The organism is Caldanaerobacter subterraneus (assembly GCF_004345675.1).
In the GTDB taxonomy this organism is placed as follows: Bacteria; Bacillota; Thermoanaerobacteria; order Thermoanaerobacterales; family Thermoanaerobacteraceae; genus Thermoanaerobacter; species Thermoanaerobacter subterraneus.
On sequence record NZ_SLWU01000003.1, the window covers coordinates 45,963 to 63,271 of the forward strand.

The window sequence follows — 17,309 nt, forward strand, 5'->3', positions numbered from 1 at the left end:
GCAATTTTTAATACTTGACTGTTGACTCTCTTATAACAAGCTCGTGCTCCAGAAAAATTCTCTGCGGATCTTCCAGTTCCCCTTCAATATGCTTTAAGAGGACTTCCATCGCGATACATCCCAAATCGTATTTGGGCTGAGATACCGTGGTAAGGGCCGGGTCGTACATGGAGGCAAAGCTTATATCGTCAAATCCTACAACTGCTACATCTTCTGGAACCTTAAATCCCTCTTCTTTTAAAGCCTTTATAGCTCCGATGGCCATTATGTCAGAAATTGCAAATATGGCAGTAGGCTTTTCTTCTAAAGATAAAAGCTGTCTGGCCGCTCTCATCCCGCTTTTAAAACTGTAATCTCCATATTTTATCAAATTTTCATCAAATTCTATATTCGCATCCTCCAGGGCCTTTCTGTATCCTGTTTCTCTTTGCCTGGTGGAAATAAAGTCGTTTTTACAGGTAATCAGTGCTATCCTCCTGAGGCCCAAATTTATAAGGTGCTTTACAGCTTTATAGGCAGCAGAAAAATTGTCTATAGAGACGTAAGATGCACCCGCTCCTTCTATGTATTCACAGCATTGAACTACAGGGTAATTTTTAGCCAGAAGAGTTAACTCGTCTTTTCCCATAACTGATGCCATGAGGATGACTCCATCTGCCAGCTTATTTTTCAAAAGGTCCAAATACGCTTTTTCCCTCTCAGGGTCTGAATCTGTGTTGCAAAGCATTACATTGTACCCATTTTTATGAGCTACATCTTCTATTCCCTTTACAACTCTTGCATAAAAGGGGTTCGACACGTTTGGCATAAGTGCCAGTACCATTTTCGTTTTTAAGCGCCTTAAATTTCTGCCAAGAAGATTGGGATGGTAATTTAGCTCTTTTATGGCTTTCAAAACCCTCTCACGTGTTTCTTCTGACACCAAATCGCTGTTATTTAAAACTCTTGAGACTGTGGCAACAGAAACCCCTGCCCTCTTTGCAACCTCTCTTATATTAGCCATCGCAAGCCTCCTATGTAACAGATTACATAATATTTTTCAATAAATTTCAACCATCTTTTCTGCAATTTTTGTAACGCATTACATTAACTATTATACCACTAAATTTTAAAAAATCAATAATTAAAAAAGCCCAACCTAAAAGGTCAGGCAATTCACTCTAAGGATTTTATTTCTTCCTCCAAAGCCTGAATTTTAGCTTTAAGATATTCTAACTGGTTCAAAGCCTCTTCTTTCTGTTTGGTTATACTGCCTTTTTGCGCAGTCTGATTTAATTCTTCTATTTTTTTCTTAATCGCTTCGGTTATTTTTTGTTTATTTTCATCAAAAAATTTGACCGCTTTATTTATGGCATCCTGCATTTCTTTTAAGCTTTTCTCCAATGAGGGCTTTATATTCTCTTTAGCCTTGGGGTAAAACATCATGCCTAAAGCCGCTGCAACAGCCCCCCAGTAAAATTTTCTGGAGGAAAGAAATTTTAAAATAGCCATATTTATCTTTCCTCCTTTCTTTAGCTCATTAATATTTTGCCCCCGTTTTTTGATAAAATTTAATGTGTTATTTGCCAAAAATCATAACTTTTGTTATAGCTTTATACAAGTCCTTTGCATTGTATTTTTCACTAATCTTAGAAAAATATTGCAAAAATTCTCCTATGGTATTCTGCCACAAGGCCACTATCTGGTCTTTTTTGGATGGGTCTTTCTTGTATTCTTTAAAAGAAAGCTCTATAGCGTATTTTAAGGCATCGACTGCCTTCTGAAATTCTTTTTTTATGTCATCCATTAATCTCCCTCCAAAATTTAAAGAAGTATAATCTAAAGACAATATATGAAAAGAAGCTCAATATTGTCACAAAAAAAGAAAAAGGCAGAACATGCCTTTTCACCTATACAACTACATTTATGACACTTCCGCATTTACTGCACCTATTGCCGTCAAGCCCTTTTATTTTTGCATAAAATCCATGCCTTTCAATGAGAAGATTGCTACAATAAGGGCAATAGGTGTTGCTGTCAATTCCTAAAACATTTCCCACATACACAAAATTTAGATATTCCTTTGCAATATCCCTCGCTTTCTCCAGAGTTGATATGGGAGTAGGGGGCTTAGTCAGCTTGTAGTGAGGAAAATATCTGGAAAAATGTAAAGGAATATTTTTATCAATTTGGGAAAGCCATTTAGACAAATTCCTTATCTCCTCTTCACTGTCATTTAAATCCGTCACAATCAAATTCGTAATTTCTACATGACTGTGTTTTGAGGCTTCCTCCACTGTTTTTAGTACAGGATCTAATCTCCCACCTACTATTTTTTTGTAAAAATCTTCTGTAAAGGCTTTTACATCTATATTCATCGCGTCGACATATGGAAGCAAATTTTTTAAAGGTTCAGGGTTTATATATCCATTTGTCACGAGAACTGTCTTCAGCCCTTGCTTTTTCGCCTCTTGCAAGCCTTCATATACGTATTCATACCATATGAGAGGCTCATTATAAGTAAAAGCTATACCTATGTTGTGCCTCTGCCTCTTTGCGTGGAGTATGAGGTCTTGAGGCGAGATAAAGTCCCCCTCCCACTTTTGATGAGCAATTTCCCAATTTTGACAAAACTTGCATTTTAAATTGCAGCCGTAAGTACCTACAGAAAAGATGTAAGTGCCAGGATAAAAATGATAAAGGGGCTTTTTCTCTATAGGGTCCAAGGCAATAGAAGTTATCACTCCGTAATTTTCTGAAAAAAGTCTGCCACCTACGTTTTTTCTGACCCCGCATATACCGTATCGCCCTTCAGTGATATAGCAGTTGTGAGGGCATAGCCGGCACCTAATGGCATTATTTTCTAATTTTTCATAAAACATGGCTTCTTTTAGCATTTAAAACACCCTTTGTTCGTGCCTTTCAACTTCAAACTTCTCAATTGTGTAGTCTTCATCGGGCCTAATCCCAGCTTTTCTCAAAGCAATGGAAAGCTGCTCCTCCACAGTGTCCACTCCCTCTATATCAGGCAGTAAAAGTCCTGCCCTAAATCCTTTTCTCACAATAACTCCATATCTTTTGGGGTCAAGCTCATCTTTTGATTTCACAGGCTGCGTAGGCATTAATACATCGACAGAATATTCGATTTCGGGAAGCTCTTCCTCTCTAACCGGGGGAAAACGGGGGTCTTCAAAACCTGCACTTATAGCGTTTCTTATTATCTCTTCAGCTACGTTTTTCTTCTGCGGAACTACTGTTCCTATACAGCCTCTAAGCTCTCCCTTTTTGTGAAGGGTCACAAAAACTCCCGCTTTTCTTCTGTACATTTCCTCAGGAAGCCCTTCGGGGACAGGCATGGGACGCCTGTATTTCACATAGTATTCAAGGCTTTCCTTAGCAAGTTTCACATAAGGGTCTTCTTCTATTGTAGAAAATCTTTCAAGTAAACTTGTGCTTTTATAGCCTGTTACATCAAATTTTGCAACACCATACCCGACTCCAAAAGGACCTTCGTGGGAAAGAACTTTAGCATTGACTTCATATCCATCCAAGACTCCCAGCATTACGCAGACAGATCTAAAACCACATTCGGCAGCTTCTTCTATCAAATCCTTATCCATTCTTATTACTTCTTCTACTTTCATCTCTGAAAGCAATTGTAAAAGGGTCTTGTCAAAAACTTCTCCTTTTGGAGTGTAACCATTTGGGCTGTTTGGCGTCAGTTTATGGGATAAGTCACCACTTGCTATGAAGACTACCCTTCTATCCGATTTATTTATTGCATCTTTGATTGCAACGCCAAACTCATAAAGCTTTTCAAAAGGCAAAAAGCCATAAGACATGTGGATTAATTTGAAATCAGGGTAATGTTTGGTAACAAAGTATAAAGGTACAATTGTCCCGTGGTCAAGTTTTTTGGGAAGTACGTATTTTTTTATCAGTTCCTCACTTACTTCTGCTATTGGTATGTTCCTTTTCTTCGTCTCTTCCATTATTTCTCTTGCCAGGTCTAAATCATTTTCAAATTTAAATTTTACTTCTCTTGCGCCAAATTGAGATAAATCTCCTTCTAGAGAAGGTAATGTAGTTATTGAAACAGCATCTTTAAATACATAGCCATGGGGTGTTATCACTATCACCGTGTCCGGCCGCTTTTGTTTTATTTCTTGGGAAATATTTTCAAGAGAGTCAATTGTCTTTTGTATTTTTCTTTCTTCTCCGCGCCCTACCTCGTGCACAATTATAGGAGGATGAGGCATCAGGTAACAACCCACCAGTTCTCCCATATTTAACACCTCTTTGATATTCTCTATAATTGATTATACCACAATAATAAAAGCCTCATCCCATTTATTTGAGATGAAGCTTTATAGCTATACAACCTTAATCCCCTTAGTTACAATTTCTTTTACATAAGGATTAGAAACATCAAAATCCACTGTTCTAAAAGGGTGTGGTTCAATACGCATATCAATCTTTCTCCTCAGCCTCATTAGTCTAAACGTATCTTCAATCATATCTCCTGTAAAGTCATCACTAACTATAGCAATATCTATATCACTGTTTTCATCATATTTCCCTCTTGCATAAGAACCAAATAAATAAGCATTTTTGACATTTATTTCTTTTTTCACTAAGTCAATGTATTCTTTTACTAATTTTTGTATCATTTTTCTATCAACATCAGTATCCATTCTCTCAACTCCTTTACGACATTAATAATTGACGCTGTAAATTCAGGAGTACATTTTTTATAAAAAGTTTGCTTATAATCAGGATATCTAGCAGTTATGTTAAAGGTAGTAAGTAAATCAAAATAATCTCTCGTTTGTTCAGTTAAAGAAATCCCAATTTTTTCAGCTATTCTCAATAAATCATGTGTCCTTGGTACATCGGGACCTATATTTTTAACATACAATGCTTTTAGCAATTTTTCAATTACTAAATGCCCCATAAAAAGGCTCCAATGATAATCTTTACTTTCATATAAATGAAGCATAGTATTGTAATCTTTCTCAGCTGTTTCAAGCCAAAATTTTACCAATTCATCTTTTTCCAATTTTGACACACCTCTTTGATATTCTCTATAATTGATTATACCACAATAATAAAAGCCTCATCCCATTTATTTGAGATGAAGCTTTCATATGAGAATAAGAACTTCTTGTAGAGATTTGCTAAAATGTAAATCACTAATCTTTCTTTATGTACTTTTTTACAATCCCTTCAAAGACAATGTCTATAAGATATGCCGTTCCACTTATTAAAATGAGGAAAAAAGTTATTGGTACAACCTGAAGCACAAAGAAAGCAAGTGCTATTATGCCTATTATAAGAATTGTCTGGGGCAAATGTCCTAACCCCAGTACAAAAGATGTCTTCCAAAGCCCTAAAAGATTGCCTTCGTAATACTGCACTGTTAAGAAAGTGTAAATTAAAGTTATTAAAAACATAAGTCCCATTGAGAGAAGAAGCCCGCTTAAAATATAGCCAAAGGAGGAGCGCTGGTGAGTAAAAAACTGTATGTCCACATAGAGTATAAAGAGAGTCAACGCCGTGATAAAGAAATTTGCTGTCATCCACCAGAAGTGCTTTACAAATCCTCTCCAAAACTCCCTTAAGGCGCTTCCTCCCTCATCCTTTCTCAAAAGGCGTATAGAATAAAATAGGGCATCTGTAGAGTGAAAAACAGTGATAACAGGCAGTGAAGCTAAAAGCCACAGGACATTGAGTATCATCAGGTCTGTTACAAAATATGCAAAATCCCAGAATTTAGAATCTCTCATCTGACTTCACCTTACATCTGTTTTAAAAGTTTTTTATTCACCTTCCCTGTAGGAGTTTTAGGAAGTTCTTTCACAAATTCAAAATATTTTGGGATTTTATAGGAGGCAATTTTGTCCTTTAAGAAAGATTGAAGCTCTCTTCTGTCTGCTTCAGCACCCTCTTTTAATACTATAAAAGCTTTTATCTCTTCGCCCTTTAGAGGGTCCCCAACTCCTACTACAGCTGCTTCAAGAACAGCAGGGTGAGTTAAAAGCACCTCCTCAATCTCTCTTGGATATACGTTGAACCCCCCTGTTATTATCATGTCCTTCAATCTATCCACAATGTAGAAATACCCATCTTCATCTTTTTTGGCAAGGTCTCCTGTGTGTAGCCACCCATTTCTCAAAGTCTTAGCCGTCTCTTCTGGCATATTGTGATAACCCACCATTACATTAGGCCCCTTAAGGACAAGCTCTCCTATTTCTCCTACTGGAAGCTCATTGTCATTTTCATCAACTATTTTTGCTTCAACTCCTGGCAGTGGAAAACCTATGGAACCCGGCTTTCTTAAGGCTTTTGGATCAAGAGGATTTAAAAGGGCAACAGGGGCTGCTTCACTTAATCCATAGCCTTCTACAAGCAGAAAGTTGAATTTTTCTTCAAAACCCCTCTGTACTTCTGCTGCCAGCGGCGCTCCTCCAGATATTGCAAGCCTTAATGCTTTAAATTGTCCTTTTTCTGCCATTCTCATCAATACTGCAAACATAGAGGGAACACCGCAAAAAACAGTTATGTCTTCCTGTATGAGGGTCTCCAGCGTATCTTTCGGCATAAAAGTTTCTTTAAGAGTTATGGTAGAACCCAGGTAAAGCCCTAAAAGCACATTGACTGTCCAGGAAAAACTGTGGAAAAGAGGAAGCACTGTAAGGAAATTATCATTGGGTCCTAAGTCAATCACTCTCGACACATCATATAGCATTTTTACATCAGAGACAAAATTGTCGTGTGTAAGCATAGCACCTTTTGGCTTGCCTGTAGTTCCAGAAGTGTACAAAAAGGCGCACACTTCACCTGATTCTATATCCACTGGCGCAGGAGACTTCATTTTTAAAATTTCATTAACAGTGTTCTCATCCATAATCACCACATTTTTTAAATTAAGCCTTGCAAGCTGCGACTTATCCACTTTTTGAGCAATAGCAGGGTGAACTACAAGGACGCTAGTCCCTGACTCCATTATGATATACCCTATTTCTTCTAAAGTAAGCATCATGTTAAGAGGCACAACAATCGCTCCTGCCTTTGAAGCTCCCATAAATGAAAATATGTATTCGGGACAATTTGGGAAGCTCAAGGCAACTCTATCTCCTTTTTTAACCCCTATTGATTGAAAGTAAGAGGCATATTTGTCAATTAAGGCATCTACTTCTCCATAGGTATAAACTCTGCCTTTAAATTTTATGGCTATGTGACTGTCCGAAACGCCTGACTTTTTATGCACTTCAAAAATTCTCATAAAAATTAATCCTCCTTTAACTTAATATAGCGGCACCAATTATGCCGGCATCATTTCCAAGCTCAGCCTTTCTTATGTCAGCATAGGGAAGTTCTTTAAAGAGTATATTTTCTGCCACTTCTTTTTTGAGAGGCTTTAAGAGGAAATCTCCCGCATTTGCAACCCCGCCACCTAATATTATTACTTCCGGGTCAAACAGGTTTATTATGTTTACAATCCCAACTGCCAAATATTTTACATATTCCTCAAAAATCTTTAGAGCCTCCTCATCATATTGTTTTGCAGCGTCTATCACATTTTTAGCAGTAATGCCCTCAATATCGCCATTTGCAAATTTTAAAATCAGAGTATTGGGATTTCTCTTAGCAGCTTTTTTCCCTTCCCTTATCAATGCAGTAGCAGAGGCATAGGTTTCAAAGCAGCCAATTTTGCCGCAGTTACACCTTATGCCATTATCCCCTATGACCATGTGACCTATCTCCGGAGCAAAGTGATGAGCGCCGCTGTAAATCTTCCCATCCAGTATAAATCCGGAGCCAACTCCTGTCCCTAAAGTGATTGTCACAGAAGACTTTGAACCCCTCCCTGCTCCAAAAGTAGCCTCTGCTAGTGCCGCCACATTTGCATCATTTTCCATATATATCGGCAAATCAATGTATTTTCTTATCTCCTTCGCCAGAGGCACTTTTGTCCAGAACAAATTTACTGCTCTTATCACTATTCCCTTTTCATTGTCCGCAACTCCTGGAACACCAATTCCCATGGATTTTACGTCTTTTACGCTTATTCCCATCCTTTGAAGAAGCTCAAAACTCAGTTCTGCTATGTCTCTTGCAATTGCCTCATATCCTCTCTCAGGCTTGGTAGGCCTGCTACCTGTAGCAATTATCTTGCCATCCTCTTCTACCAAGCCAACTGCTATGTTTGTTCCTCCAAGGTCAACACCTATCCTCATACATCTCCTGGTTACCCAAACTGTACAAAAATGTACAGTTTAGATAGCTGGGGTATTTGTAGTCCGCCTTTCAGACTTTCCCAGCCCCAGCAGGCGGTTTTTGGGAAAGCCATAGCCCCTGCCCCAAGAAGCAGGAACTCGCGCCCTTAAGGGTCTCTCCACTTACCCTGAATTAGTAATCCTTTCAGGGTAGAGAAGTCTCTTAATATCTTCTCAGGAGAGAGTGGTGTTACCACCGCTACCTTGAGAACTCGCCAGAAATTATAGGTACTAAAACTTGTTCCGTACAGAGGTTTTAGTACCCTTTCTGACTCACTCTCAAGGCTTTGTATGAGTTTTATTACTTTGTTTATCTCTTTCATGTGCTTTTTCTTTAAATGTATGTTTTTGACTGTTTTCTTTACATGGTCTTTTAATTCTTCTAATTCTTCTACAGTCAATGCGTTGAGAAACTTCATATAATTATCTGGTATCTCTTCCTGCAGTCCCAACCCTCTTCTTGCTATTACATAGGCTGCTGCTACATCTTTTGTTATCATATACTGCGGTGCATATTTCAACATCCCTATTATTGAGGTGTAAGAAGGATTGACTTCTATTACTTCTATCCCTTCTCTTTTTGCCAGTGTTTTTATTTTTGAAAGAAGTGATTTATAGCTAAAGCTATGCCTTATTCTCCTTGATTTTCTCCCTGAAAAGTCTCCTCTTTTGCCTTTGTCTTTTATTTCTAATCCCTCAATTACAATTGCTTTTCCTTTCTCTTTTGCTATCTTTACTATTTCATGGGCATATTGCCATCTGTAATATTCTTTTTTGTCTTTACTGCCACTTGTAAGCTCTGGCATTGGTATACTGCCATAACTTATTAGATTGCCCTTTTCATCTACTTCTGCCCATGATATGTTGTCTGGATATGCATTTATGTCTATTCCTATGACTCCTTTTTCTTTTGTTATTTTTATTTCTGGATATTCTTCTTCAATAGCAAAATAGGCGTATATATTGCCATTCTTGAGTTTTAATTCTACAGAGTAAGGTATGTTTGATTCTGCAATTTCCTGCAGGAGTTCTCCTCTGCTCTTATTCTTTCTGCTCTTATTCTTTTTGTAGCCTGCTTCTATTCTGGCATACACATATTTTCTTTCCCATACATTTATCCTTAAGAAAGTGCCATTTTTTCTTACTTCTATTCTTGTGTTGAGATTTCCTTTTTTGCTTTTATCTCCTCTTGAATAGAGATTTCCTTTTCTTCTTTCTTGCCACTTTGTTTTTAGCTTTTGATATTCTTTCCCATTTATATGGCGATTTTGAAGTTTTTTAAATAAGTCTCTTCCTCCAAAAATGACTTTCTTTGGATTATTCCCTAATTCCTTGGAGGATTCTAATACGCTTCCTGCTTTCATTATTGCGTCATCTACATATCTTGAGTTTAACTCAAAAGGTTCCTGAAGGTCTCTTTTTAGCGTTTTTCTGTCATGGCCTTCTAGAAGCCTTTTATATGCATATCTCATGCAGGAGGACCATCTTCTCATTAAGTCTAATACTATTTGTTTGTCTTCTTGGTTTAGAAAAATAAGTTTAGCCTGTATCACTATCATGCTTTTTACCCCTTTCCCGTAAATTCTTGCTGCGAAAGACGCCACTATTGCTATTAGGTCCTCTGCCTTCTTCCTTTTGGTGTTCTAACTGGGGTTATTAATCCTTCCTTTTCCCAGTTATTAATATAATTCTGCTTATATCATATAGCTCTTTAACTTTTTTATAGTTAATAACATTTATCATCACTCAATTAAAATTATATCATTTTTTACTACTAATTCCAACTGTTTTGACCTCCCCCAATTCTTTTCCTCTTTTCTTGTAAGTATTGCTTTACTTTATCTACAGAAGTATTTAATACGAGCTCTTCTGGCATATTGATGTCTTCTAAAAGCCTTATCGCCTCGTCAAACCGTCCTACGTCAAAGCATATGTGGGCATCACTTCCTACAGCCACTCTAACACCCATTTCCTTAGCTTTTCCGGCTATTATAGGGCATATTTTTTCACTGCCTCTTCTAGAGGTTACAAAAGAGCTGTTGTTTATTTCTATAAACTTGCCGTATTCTTTAGCAGCTTCAAGCACTCTCTCAATATCAATGGGATATATGGGATTGCCCGGATGTCCTATTATGTCCACATAGGGATTTTTTATGGCATTTATTAAAGCTTTAGTATTTCTCTCTACATCCTCACTTGGCTCAAAGCACTCATCGTGAAGGCTTGCAATGACAATATCCAGCTTTTTTAAAATCCTCTCAGGAAGGTCTATCCTCCCTTCCTCGTCCATTATATTGGCTTCCACTCCTTTTAGTATCTCCACCCCCTCTATTTTCTCAGGTATCACCTTTAAGTTCCCAAAGTAGTATATATGCGGACCTCCTGGCATTTCCGGTCCGTGGTCAGTAATGCATATAAGCTGAAGCCCCTTTCTAAAGGCTTCCCTGGCATTTTCTATAATTGTGCTAAATGCGTGCCCACTGGCGATGGTGTGGGTGTGAGTATCTAGCACCAGCCTCAATTTCATCCTCCCCTTCAATTTCCTATTTGCTTTAGAAGTTTTTTATTGAGCTCATGGGCTGCGTTGTAGCCCATCTGTTTCTGCCTATGGTTCATTGCAGCAACCTCTACAATAATTGCCAGGTTTCTTCCAGGTCGAACAGGGATGGTGAGCTTGGGAACTTCCACGTCAAGGAATTTTATATACTCGTCCTCAAGCCCCAACCTGTCATAGTACTTGTCCTCATCCCACTCCTCCAGCTGAATTACCAAGTCTATGCTCATGCTGTTTCTCACAGAACCTACGCCGTATAAAGTTTTAACGTCCAAAATTCCTATCCCTCTTATTTCAATAAAATGCCTTATTATCTCAGGAGCACTGCCCTGAAGCTTGTCTTCACCTATTTTACGTATCTCCACGGCATCATCTGCCACCAGCCTGTGCCCTCTTTTCACAAGCTCCAGAGCTGTCTCGCTCTTACCTATGCCACTTTCCCCTAAAAGCAGTACTCCTATCCCGTAGACATCCACCAGGTTTCCGTGAATGGTGATTTGAGGTGCTAGCTTCTCATCAAGATAGTTTATAAGCCTGTTTATAAACTTGGTGGAAGCCTCCTTTGTCCTTAGAAGGTATCTGTCGTGCTTTTTTGCAGCTTCTATTATCTCCTGCCTTATATTTAAATCCCTCGTCACAATCAGACAGGGAATAGGGTATGCGAAGAATTTATCTGCCCTTTCTGCTAAAACCTCATCCGGAAGTTGCTCTACAAAAGTAGTTTCCACTTTTCCCATTATCTGCACTCTCTCGTAGGCAAAGTGCTCGTAAAAGCCAGCAAACTGGAGCCCTGGCCTGTTGACATCGCTTGTAGTTATGTCTATCTTGTTATTTTCTGCTTCTACAATCACTTCCAAGTTCAAATCCTTTATCAGAGTTTCTACAGAGACCTTTTCCACATTTTCACCTCCGCCCCAAAAGCCCCGCATTTAATTCAATTATATTATTTATTGGAAAGTAAGTAAACCTGGTTTATAATATTTTCTAGAGGAAAAAATGGGGTGAAAAAATGCTCAGACAAAAACTTGTAGAAATTCTAAAGCAAAACAGAGAAGACTTCATCTCAGGTCAAAAGCTTTCTGAGATTATGAAAGTCTCAAGGACGGCTATCTGGAAGCAAATAAAAGAGCTTGAAAAGCTGGGATACAAAATACAGGCTCATCGCAAACTGGGCTATCGCTTGATTTCAGAGCCTGACCTTTTAATTTACGAAGAAATCGCACCCTATCTCAATACCAAATTCATAGGAAGAAATTACATACATAAAGAAAGCTTAAGCTCTACAAATGACATGGCAAAAGAGCTCGCTTACAAAGTGCCAGATGGAACAGTAATTGTAGCAGAAGAACAGACAAAAGGCAGAGGGAGAATGGGCAGAAGTTGGTTCTCTGAAAAAAGCTCCTGTATCCTTACATCCGTAATATTAAAGCCTCAAATAAGACCTGAAAAGACTGTGGCTTTGACTCAAGTAGCAGCTTTAACAGTGGTAAAGGCAATAGAAGAGGTTTGCAGCGTAAAAACAAAAATCAAATGGCCAAACGATATAATTCTAAACAGCAAGAAAGTTTGCGGGATTTTGACAGAAATGTCATCGGAAATAGATGTCGTAAACTACATAGTGATAGGTATAGGAATAAATGTAAACTGTACAGAATTCCCAGATGACTTAAAAGAAAAAGCCACCTCTTTGCAGTTGGAATTAGAAAAGCCTGTGGACAGAAAAAAGCTTTTGGCTTCTCTCTTAAACAATTTGGAAATTTATTACAAAGAATATGAAGAAAAGGGGTTTGAATCATTAAGGCCTCTAATACTTGAAAATTCTATAACAATAGGGAAAGAAGTGAGAGTAATTTACACTGACAGAGAAATAAGAGGGCAGGCCATCGCAATAGATAAAGAGGGAAAACTAGTAATAAAGACAGAAAAAGGTGAAGAAATAGCCCTCCTATCAGGGGAAGTCTCTGTAAGAGGACTTTTGGACTACATTTAAACTTCGCCGTGAAAATATTCATAAACTGCTTTTGCTGACCTCTCATTCATTCCCTTAACTTTTTTAAGTTCCTCTAAAGAGGCCTTTTTTATCTCCTCAATTGAGCCAAAAGCTTCATAGAGGACTTTTGCCCTCTTTTCTCCAATCCCTTTGATGTTTAAAAGATCTGTCTTAAATCTTTTGCTCTGCCTTTCTCTGTGAAAAGTTATAGCAAACCGGTGTGCTTCTTCCTGTATCTGTGCTACCAGCCTAAAGGCTCTTCCAGTCACGGGCATCTGAACTTCCCCAGAAACCCCCACAAGCCCTCTCGTCCTGTGCCTTGAATCCTTTACCATTCCATACACGGGTACCGAAATTCCTAGCTTTTCTATTACCTCCAAAGCCGCATTTACATGGCCAATTCCTCCATCTACCAGTATGAGGTCGGGCATTTCTATAAACTTGGCTTTTTCTTTAGAAAGGGTACCTTCCTCTATTTGTTTTTTCTCTTCCAGTGCATGCAGGAACCTTCTTTCAATCATCTCCCTCATGCTCTGATAGTCATCCTGCCCTTCCACGTACTTGATAGTAAACTTCCTGTACTCGCTCTTTTTAGGCTTTCCATCTACAAAAACCACCATAGAACCTACATTGTCTTCTCCTCTCACATTGGATATATCATAGGCTTCTATCCTCTTAGGGTATTCAATCCCTAAAAGGTTTGAAAGCTCTAATACAGCCGGGTCTTTTAATATCTTTTCTCTCGCCAGGATCTCGTTTTTTAGAGCTTCTACCGCATTTTGATACACCATGTCCACAAGCTCTTTTTTCTTTCCTCTTAAAGGTACTGTAATGCTCACTCTGTTTCCCCTCTTCTGTGAAAGCCAGTCCTCTAGAAGGTCCTTTTCCTCTAACTCCACATCGATTATTATTTCTTTTGGCACAGAAGGAGAACTTTCATAAAACTGCTTTATAAAAGAAGAAATTATCTCTTCTCTTCCCATTCCCTCTGTATTTTTCATGTAGTAATGTTCTCTCCCGCTCAATTTCCCTTCCCTTACAAAAAACACCTCTATGTGCGCAATGTCATCACTTCTCGCCATTGAAATTACATCCTGTTCATCTTCACTGATAGAGGTCACCTTTTGTTTTTCTGAAATCTTCTCTATGGCAAAAATCTGGTCTCTTAACCTTGCTGCTTCTTCAAACCTAAGCTCATCGGCAGCCTTCTGCATTTCTTCCTTTAATTTCTCAACAAGCCATTCTCTTTTCCCTTCTAAAAACATGACTGCCTGATCTACCAATTTTCTGTACTCCTCTTTCTCTATTCTCCCTGTGCAGGGCGCAGAACAAAGCCCTATGTGGTAATAAAGGCATTCTCTCACTTTTCCCAGGCTTTTTTCTATATTTACATTGCAGGTCCTTATAGGAAACATCTTCCTCACAAGTTTTATCGTCTCTCTGACAGCAAAAGCACTGCCATAGGGTCCAAAATATTTGGACCCGTCCATGTCTATTTTTCTTGTGAACATTATTCTGGGATAATCTTCTGCCACCGTAATTTTTATATAGGGATAATTTTTGTCGTCTTTTAAAAGCACGTTGTACTTTGGCTTGTATTTTTTAATGAGGTTGCACTCTAGCATCAAAGCCTCAAGCTCTGTATCTGTTACGATGTATTCAAAGTCTTCCACGTGAGAAAGCATTACTTTCACTTTTGGAGGATGATTGTCTGTGTTTTGGAAGTACTGCCTCACTCTGTTTTTCAAAACAGAGGCTTTGCCCACATAGATTATATTCCCTTCCTCATCCTTCATCAGGTATACCCCAGGCTTTTCAGGCAAAAGCTTTAACTTTTCCTGCAAATCCACCTCTCTCACCTCGAAAGATAAGCCTTTATTATGTCTCTTGCAATAGGTGCTGCTACTTTTCCACCTTCCCCGCCATTTTCAACAACCACAGCTACAGCTATCTCTGGATTTTCCGCAGGTGCAAAGGCCACAAACCAGGCATGAGGAGCACCAAATGGATTTTCAGCAGTGCCGGTTTTCCCCGCCACTGTAATGCCCGGTATCTGAGCTAATCTTCCAGTCCCTTCAGGATTGTTGACAACTCCTATCATGAGACTTTTTATAGCATCAGCTACTTCCTTTGTTATGGGGGTCAAATACTTATTGGGAGTATTTCTCTCTATGACAGCACCTGAAAGAGGATCCACCACATATTTCATGAGATAGGGCTTCATTATGACTCCATCATTGGCAACAGCAGAAGCAGCTAAAGCCATTGTCAGAGGAGTTACGAGAATCTTCCCCTGCCCTATTGAAGTTTCTGCCAGAGCAACTTTCCCATCAATTGAGGGAAAGTAATTTTTCGCCGTATCAATTTCTAAAGGAACTCTCTGATTCAAGCCAAAAGCATAAGCCATCTTCTCCAAATTGTCACTACCGAGCTTTAACCCTATCTCTATGAAAAAAGAGTTGCAGGACACATAAAAAGCTCTCTCAAAATTTTCTTTACCGTGAGCAATACCTCCAAAATCGCTTATCTTGTTGCCATCCACTACCACGTAACCTTTACAATCGTACACTTCTTTAAAGAGCTCTGGCATGTAGGTTAAAACTGCAGCAGTTGTTATTATTTTAAAAGTAGACCCCGGAGGATAGAGGCCTTGAGTGGCTCTATTTAAAACTACATGTTCAGGGCTTGTCATTATTTTTTCCCAATCCCTATCGAGAAGGTTAGGGTCATAAGAAGGAGTGGATACCATAGCAAGTATTTCCCCAGTTTTAGGGTTTAATGCGACTACAGCACCCTTTTTCCCCTCCATTTCCCTGTAAGCCAAGTCCTGAAGAGCCTTGTCTATAGTAAGGTAGACATTATCCCCTATCTGCCCTTTCCCCAAAATAAGTTTTCTCAAAAGCACCATTGGGTCAGAACCTACCATGCCAAGCAGTTCCCTGTCATAAGCCTTTTCAATTCCAGTACTGCCCTGCTGGTATATCCTGCGGCTATATCCTATCACCTGCGCAAAGGCAGGTCCATCCAGGTAAATTCTCTTTTGCGTCCCATCAGCCTCTATCACGCTTTTTGCAAGCACAATGCCATTTCTATCAAGAATGCTACCTCTTAAAATTTTCTTTTCCTGTTCTATAAGCCTTCTATTGTACACGCTGTAAGAGCTGGTAATCAATTTATCCCTTTCATACAGTTGAAAATATGTCAAATACGCAATCAAACTAAAAAAGAGGAGGGCAAAGATTCCAAAGAGTATTTTAATATTGCGCTTCAAATTGGACATCTTCTTCCTCCTCCCCGACGGAAATGCCGTTTAGCATTCCCAGTGTAAAAAAGCTCATCACCATTGAACTTCCCCCGTAGCTCACAAAAGGTAGAGTAACTCCTGTAAGAGGTATGAACTTTATAACCCCTCCTATGATAGTAAAAACTTGAAGGCTAAACATGGAAATAAGACCTGCCGCCAGCAAAGCGCCAAACTCATCTCTTGCCTCCAAAGCCACCTTAATTCCTCTGTACATTATAACAAAATACACCAGTATTATGGCAATTCCTCCTAAAATACCAAATTCCTCACAGATAGCAGAGAATATGAAGTCGCTGGCAACAACGGGTATATATTCAGGATGCCCCATTCCCAGCCCCGTTCCAAAAAAGCCTCCCGCAGCAATTGCGAAAAGGGACTGCACGATTTGATACGTCTTCCCCGGAACATCCATCCAGGGATTTAGCCAAGCTTCAATCCTCACTCTTACGTGCCAGAAGAGAAAATAGGCCAAAATGCCGCCAATTGCCATAAGTCCAAATCCTGAGGCTACATAAAAAAGGTTAGAAGTCACTAAAAAAACCATGAGAACTGTGGTAGTGTAAAACAAAAAAGCCATTCCAAGGTCTTTTTCTAAAGCGAAAATTCCAGCAATTCCTATCGTTATAGCTCCCAGTATAAGGATATTTTTCAAATCTCTTTTGTCTTTCAAATACCTGGCAAGGAAAATTATATATATGACTTTTGCAGCTTCTGCAGGCTGCACGTATATCCCATCGAAAGTAAGCCAGTTCTTCGCTCCTCCTATTTCTTTTCCAAAAAAGAGAGTAGAAATTATAAGCCCTACTGCCAAAAAAATATAGATGTACTCTCCGTACTTTAAATTGTAAAGCCATCCGTAATGTTTAAAAAGATATGAAGCTATAAAATAAAGGCCAAAACCTATAGCGATCCAGATTATCTGCTTTACAAGAAGTTCTGGAGCAACTCTATATATCATTATGAGCCCCATTTCAGTTAAAAAGGCTGTGAGGATTACAAATTGTATTTCTCCCAATGGGAAAAGCCTCACATGCAAGTAATAGACAATAAAAATTAAGACAGGAAAAGCAAGTGTATAGTATATTGTGTTAGCCTCCTCCGGTCTTCTGTGCATAAATAAAAGTGCAAAGGCTATTACAAATATCCAGAAAACGTCCTTTAAAGCCTTAGAACCCGTTTTTACATATTCATCCATATCATTTC

The 17,309-nt window shown here is 38.7% G+C and carries 17 protein-coding genes and 1 pseudogene; 1 reads left to right on the forward strand and 17 read right to left on the reverse strand.

Annotated elements, in window-relative coordinates; genetic code table 11:
• Window positions 1-7: 7 nt before the first annotated feature.
• The 14 genes and pseudogenes from EV203_RS01740 to hprK form a co-directional block, all read right to left on the reverse strand.
• Window positions 8-1,003: a LacI family DNA-binding transcriptional regulator gene (locus EV203_RS01740; protein ID WP_011026092.1), complete on the reverse strand. Its 996-nt coding sequence runs from the start codon at window positions 1,001-1,003 to the stop codon at window positions 8-10.
• 152 nt (window positions 1,004-1,155) lie between these two features.
• Window positions 1,156-1,491 (reverse strand): hypothetical protein, encoded by a 336-nt coding sequence (locus EV203_RS01745; RefSeq protein WP_011026093.1) that lies wholly within the window; start codon window positions 1,489-1,491, stop codon window positions 1,156-1,158.
• Window positions 1,492-1,558: 67 nt separating this feature from the next.
• Window positions 1,559-1,786: a hypothetical protein gene (locus tag EV203_RS01750; RefSeq protein WP_011026094.1), complete on the reverse strand. Its 228-nt coding sequence runs from the start codon at window positions 1,784-1,786 to the stop codon at window positions 1,559-1,561.
• A gap of 103 nt (window positions 1,787-1,889) precedes the next feature.
• Entirely contained in the window at window positions 1,890-2,876 is a 987-nt protein-coding gene (gene amrS / locus EV203_RS01755) for an AmmeMemoRadiSam system radical SAM enzyme (RefSeq protein WP_011026095.1), read from the reverse strand.
• Window positions 2,877-4,265 (reverse strand): AmmeMemoRadiSam system protein A, encoded by a 1,389-nt coding sequence (gene amrA, locus EV203_RS01760; RefSeq protein WP_009609940.1) that lies wholly within the window; start codon window positions 4,263-4,265, stop codon window positions 2,877-2,879.
• A gap of 87 nt (window positions 4,266-4,352) precedes the next feature.
• Entirely contained in the window at window positions 4,353-4,673 is a 321-nt protein-coding gene (locus tag EV203_RS01765) for a nucleotidyltransferase domain-containing protein (RefSeq protein WP_011026097.1), read from the reverse strand.
• The gene (locus EV203_RS01770; protein WP_011026098.1) at window positions 4,646-5,047 is read right to left on the reverse strand and encodes a HEPN domain-containing protein; all 402 of its coding nucleotides are present in this window, start codon (window positions 5,045-5,047) and stop codon (window positions 4,646-4,648) included. Before EV203_RS01770 ends, EV203_RS01765 begins: the two co-directional genes overlap by 28 nt.
• A 124-nt stretch (window positions 5,048-5,171) precedes the next feature.
• Complete coding sequence (locus EV203_RS01775; RefSeq protein ID WP_009609963.1) at window positions 5,172-5,765, reverse strand: YesL family protein; 594 nt, start codon at window positions 5,763-5,765, stop codon at window positions 5,172-5,174.
• An 11-nt stretch (window positions 5,766-5,776) separates the two neighbouring features.
• A complete protein-coding gene (locus tag EV203_RS01780; protein WP_132038975.1) occupies window positions 5,777-7,264 on the reverse strand; it encodes a long-chain-fatty-acid--CoA ligase in 1,488 nt (495 codons plus the stop codon).
• Between the two features lie 16 nt (window positions 7,265-7,280).
• Window positions 7,281-8,219: an ROK family protein gene (locus EV203_RS01785; protein WP_009609975.1), complete on the reverse strand. Its 939-nt coding sequence runs from the start codon at window positions 8,217-8,219 to the stop codon at window positions 7,281-7,283.
• A 146-nt stretch (window positions 8,220-8,365) separates the two neighbouring features.
• Entirely contained in the window at window positions 8,366-9,817 is a 1,452-nt protein-coding gene (locus EV203_RS01795; protein WP_009609976.1) for an IS200/IS605 family accessory protein TnpB-related protein, read from the reverse strand.
• A gap of 62 nt (window positions 9,818-9,879) precedes the next feature.
• A pseudogene (locus EV203_RS13670) lies at window positions 9,880-10,001 on the reverse strand (MerR family transcriptional regulator); the annotation flags it as partial.
• Between the two features lie 31 nt (window positions 10,002-10,032).
• The gene (locus tag EV203_RS01805; RefSeq protein WP_041587190.1) at window positions 10,033-10,779 is read right to left on the reverse strand and encodes a phosphatase; all 747 of its coding nucleotides are present in this window, start codon (window positions 10,777-10,779) and stop codon (window positions 10,033-10,035) included.
• Window positions 10,780-10,793: 14 nt separating this feature from the next.
• Window positions 10,794-11,711 carry an HPr(Ser) kinase/phosphatase gene (gene hprK, locus EV203_RS01810; RefSeq protein ID WP_022588816.1) on the reverse strand — a complete coding sequence of 306 codons (918 nt, stop codon included), beginning with the start codon at window positions 11,709-11,711 and terminating at the stop codon, window positions 10,794-10,796.
• A gap of 110 nt (window positions 11,712-11,821) precedes the next feature.
• Here hprK and EV203_RS01815 point away from each other — a divergent pair, with 110 nt between their 5' ends.
• Window positions 11,822-12,802 (forward strand): biotin--[acetyl-CoA-carboxylase] ligase, encoded by a 981-nt coding sequence (locus EV203_RS01815; protein WP_132038976.1) that lies wholly within the window; start codon window positions 11,822-11,824, stop codon window positions 12,800-12,802.
• Here the strand turns inward: EV203_RS01815 and uvrC are convergent.
• Genes uvrC through EV203_RS01830 form a run of 3 tightly spaced genes read right to left on the reverse strand, consistent with a single transcriptional unit; the run spans window position 12,799 to window position 17,301 of the window.
• Window positions 12,799-14,652, reverse strand: coding sequence for an excinuclease ABC subunit UvrC (uvrC, locus tag EV203_RS01820; RefSeq protein WP_009609938.1), 1,854 nt, complete (start codon window positions 14,650-14,652; stop codon window positions 12,799-12,801). The two genes, EV203_RS01815 and uvrC, sit on opposite strands and share 4 nt — an antisense overlap.
• 5 nt (window positions 14,653-14,657) lie before the next feature.
• A complete protein-coding gene (locus EV203_RS01825) occupies window positions 14,658-16,082 on the reverse strand; it encodes a peptidoglycan D,D-transpeptidase FtsI family protein (RefSeq protein WP_132038977.1) in 1,425 nt (474 codons plus the stop codon).
• Window positions 16,057-17,301 (reverse strand): FtsW/RodA/SpoVE family cell cycle protein, encoded by a 1,245-nt coding sequence (locus tag EV203_RS01830; RefSeq protein WP_009609948.1) that lies wholly within the window; start codon window positions 17,299-17,301, stop codon window positions 16,057-16,059. The genes EV203_RS01825 and EV203_RS01830 overlap by 26 nt, the downstream gene beginning before the upstream one ends.
• Between the last annotated feature and the right edge of the window lie 8 nt (window positions 17,302-17,309).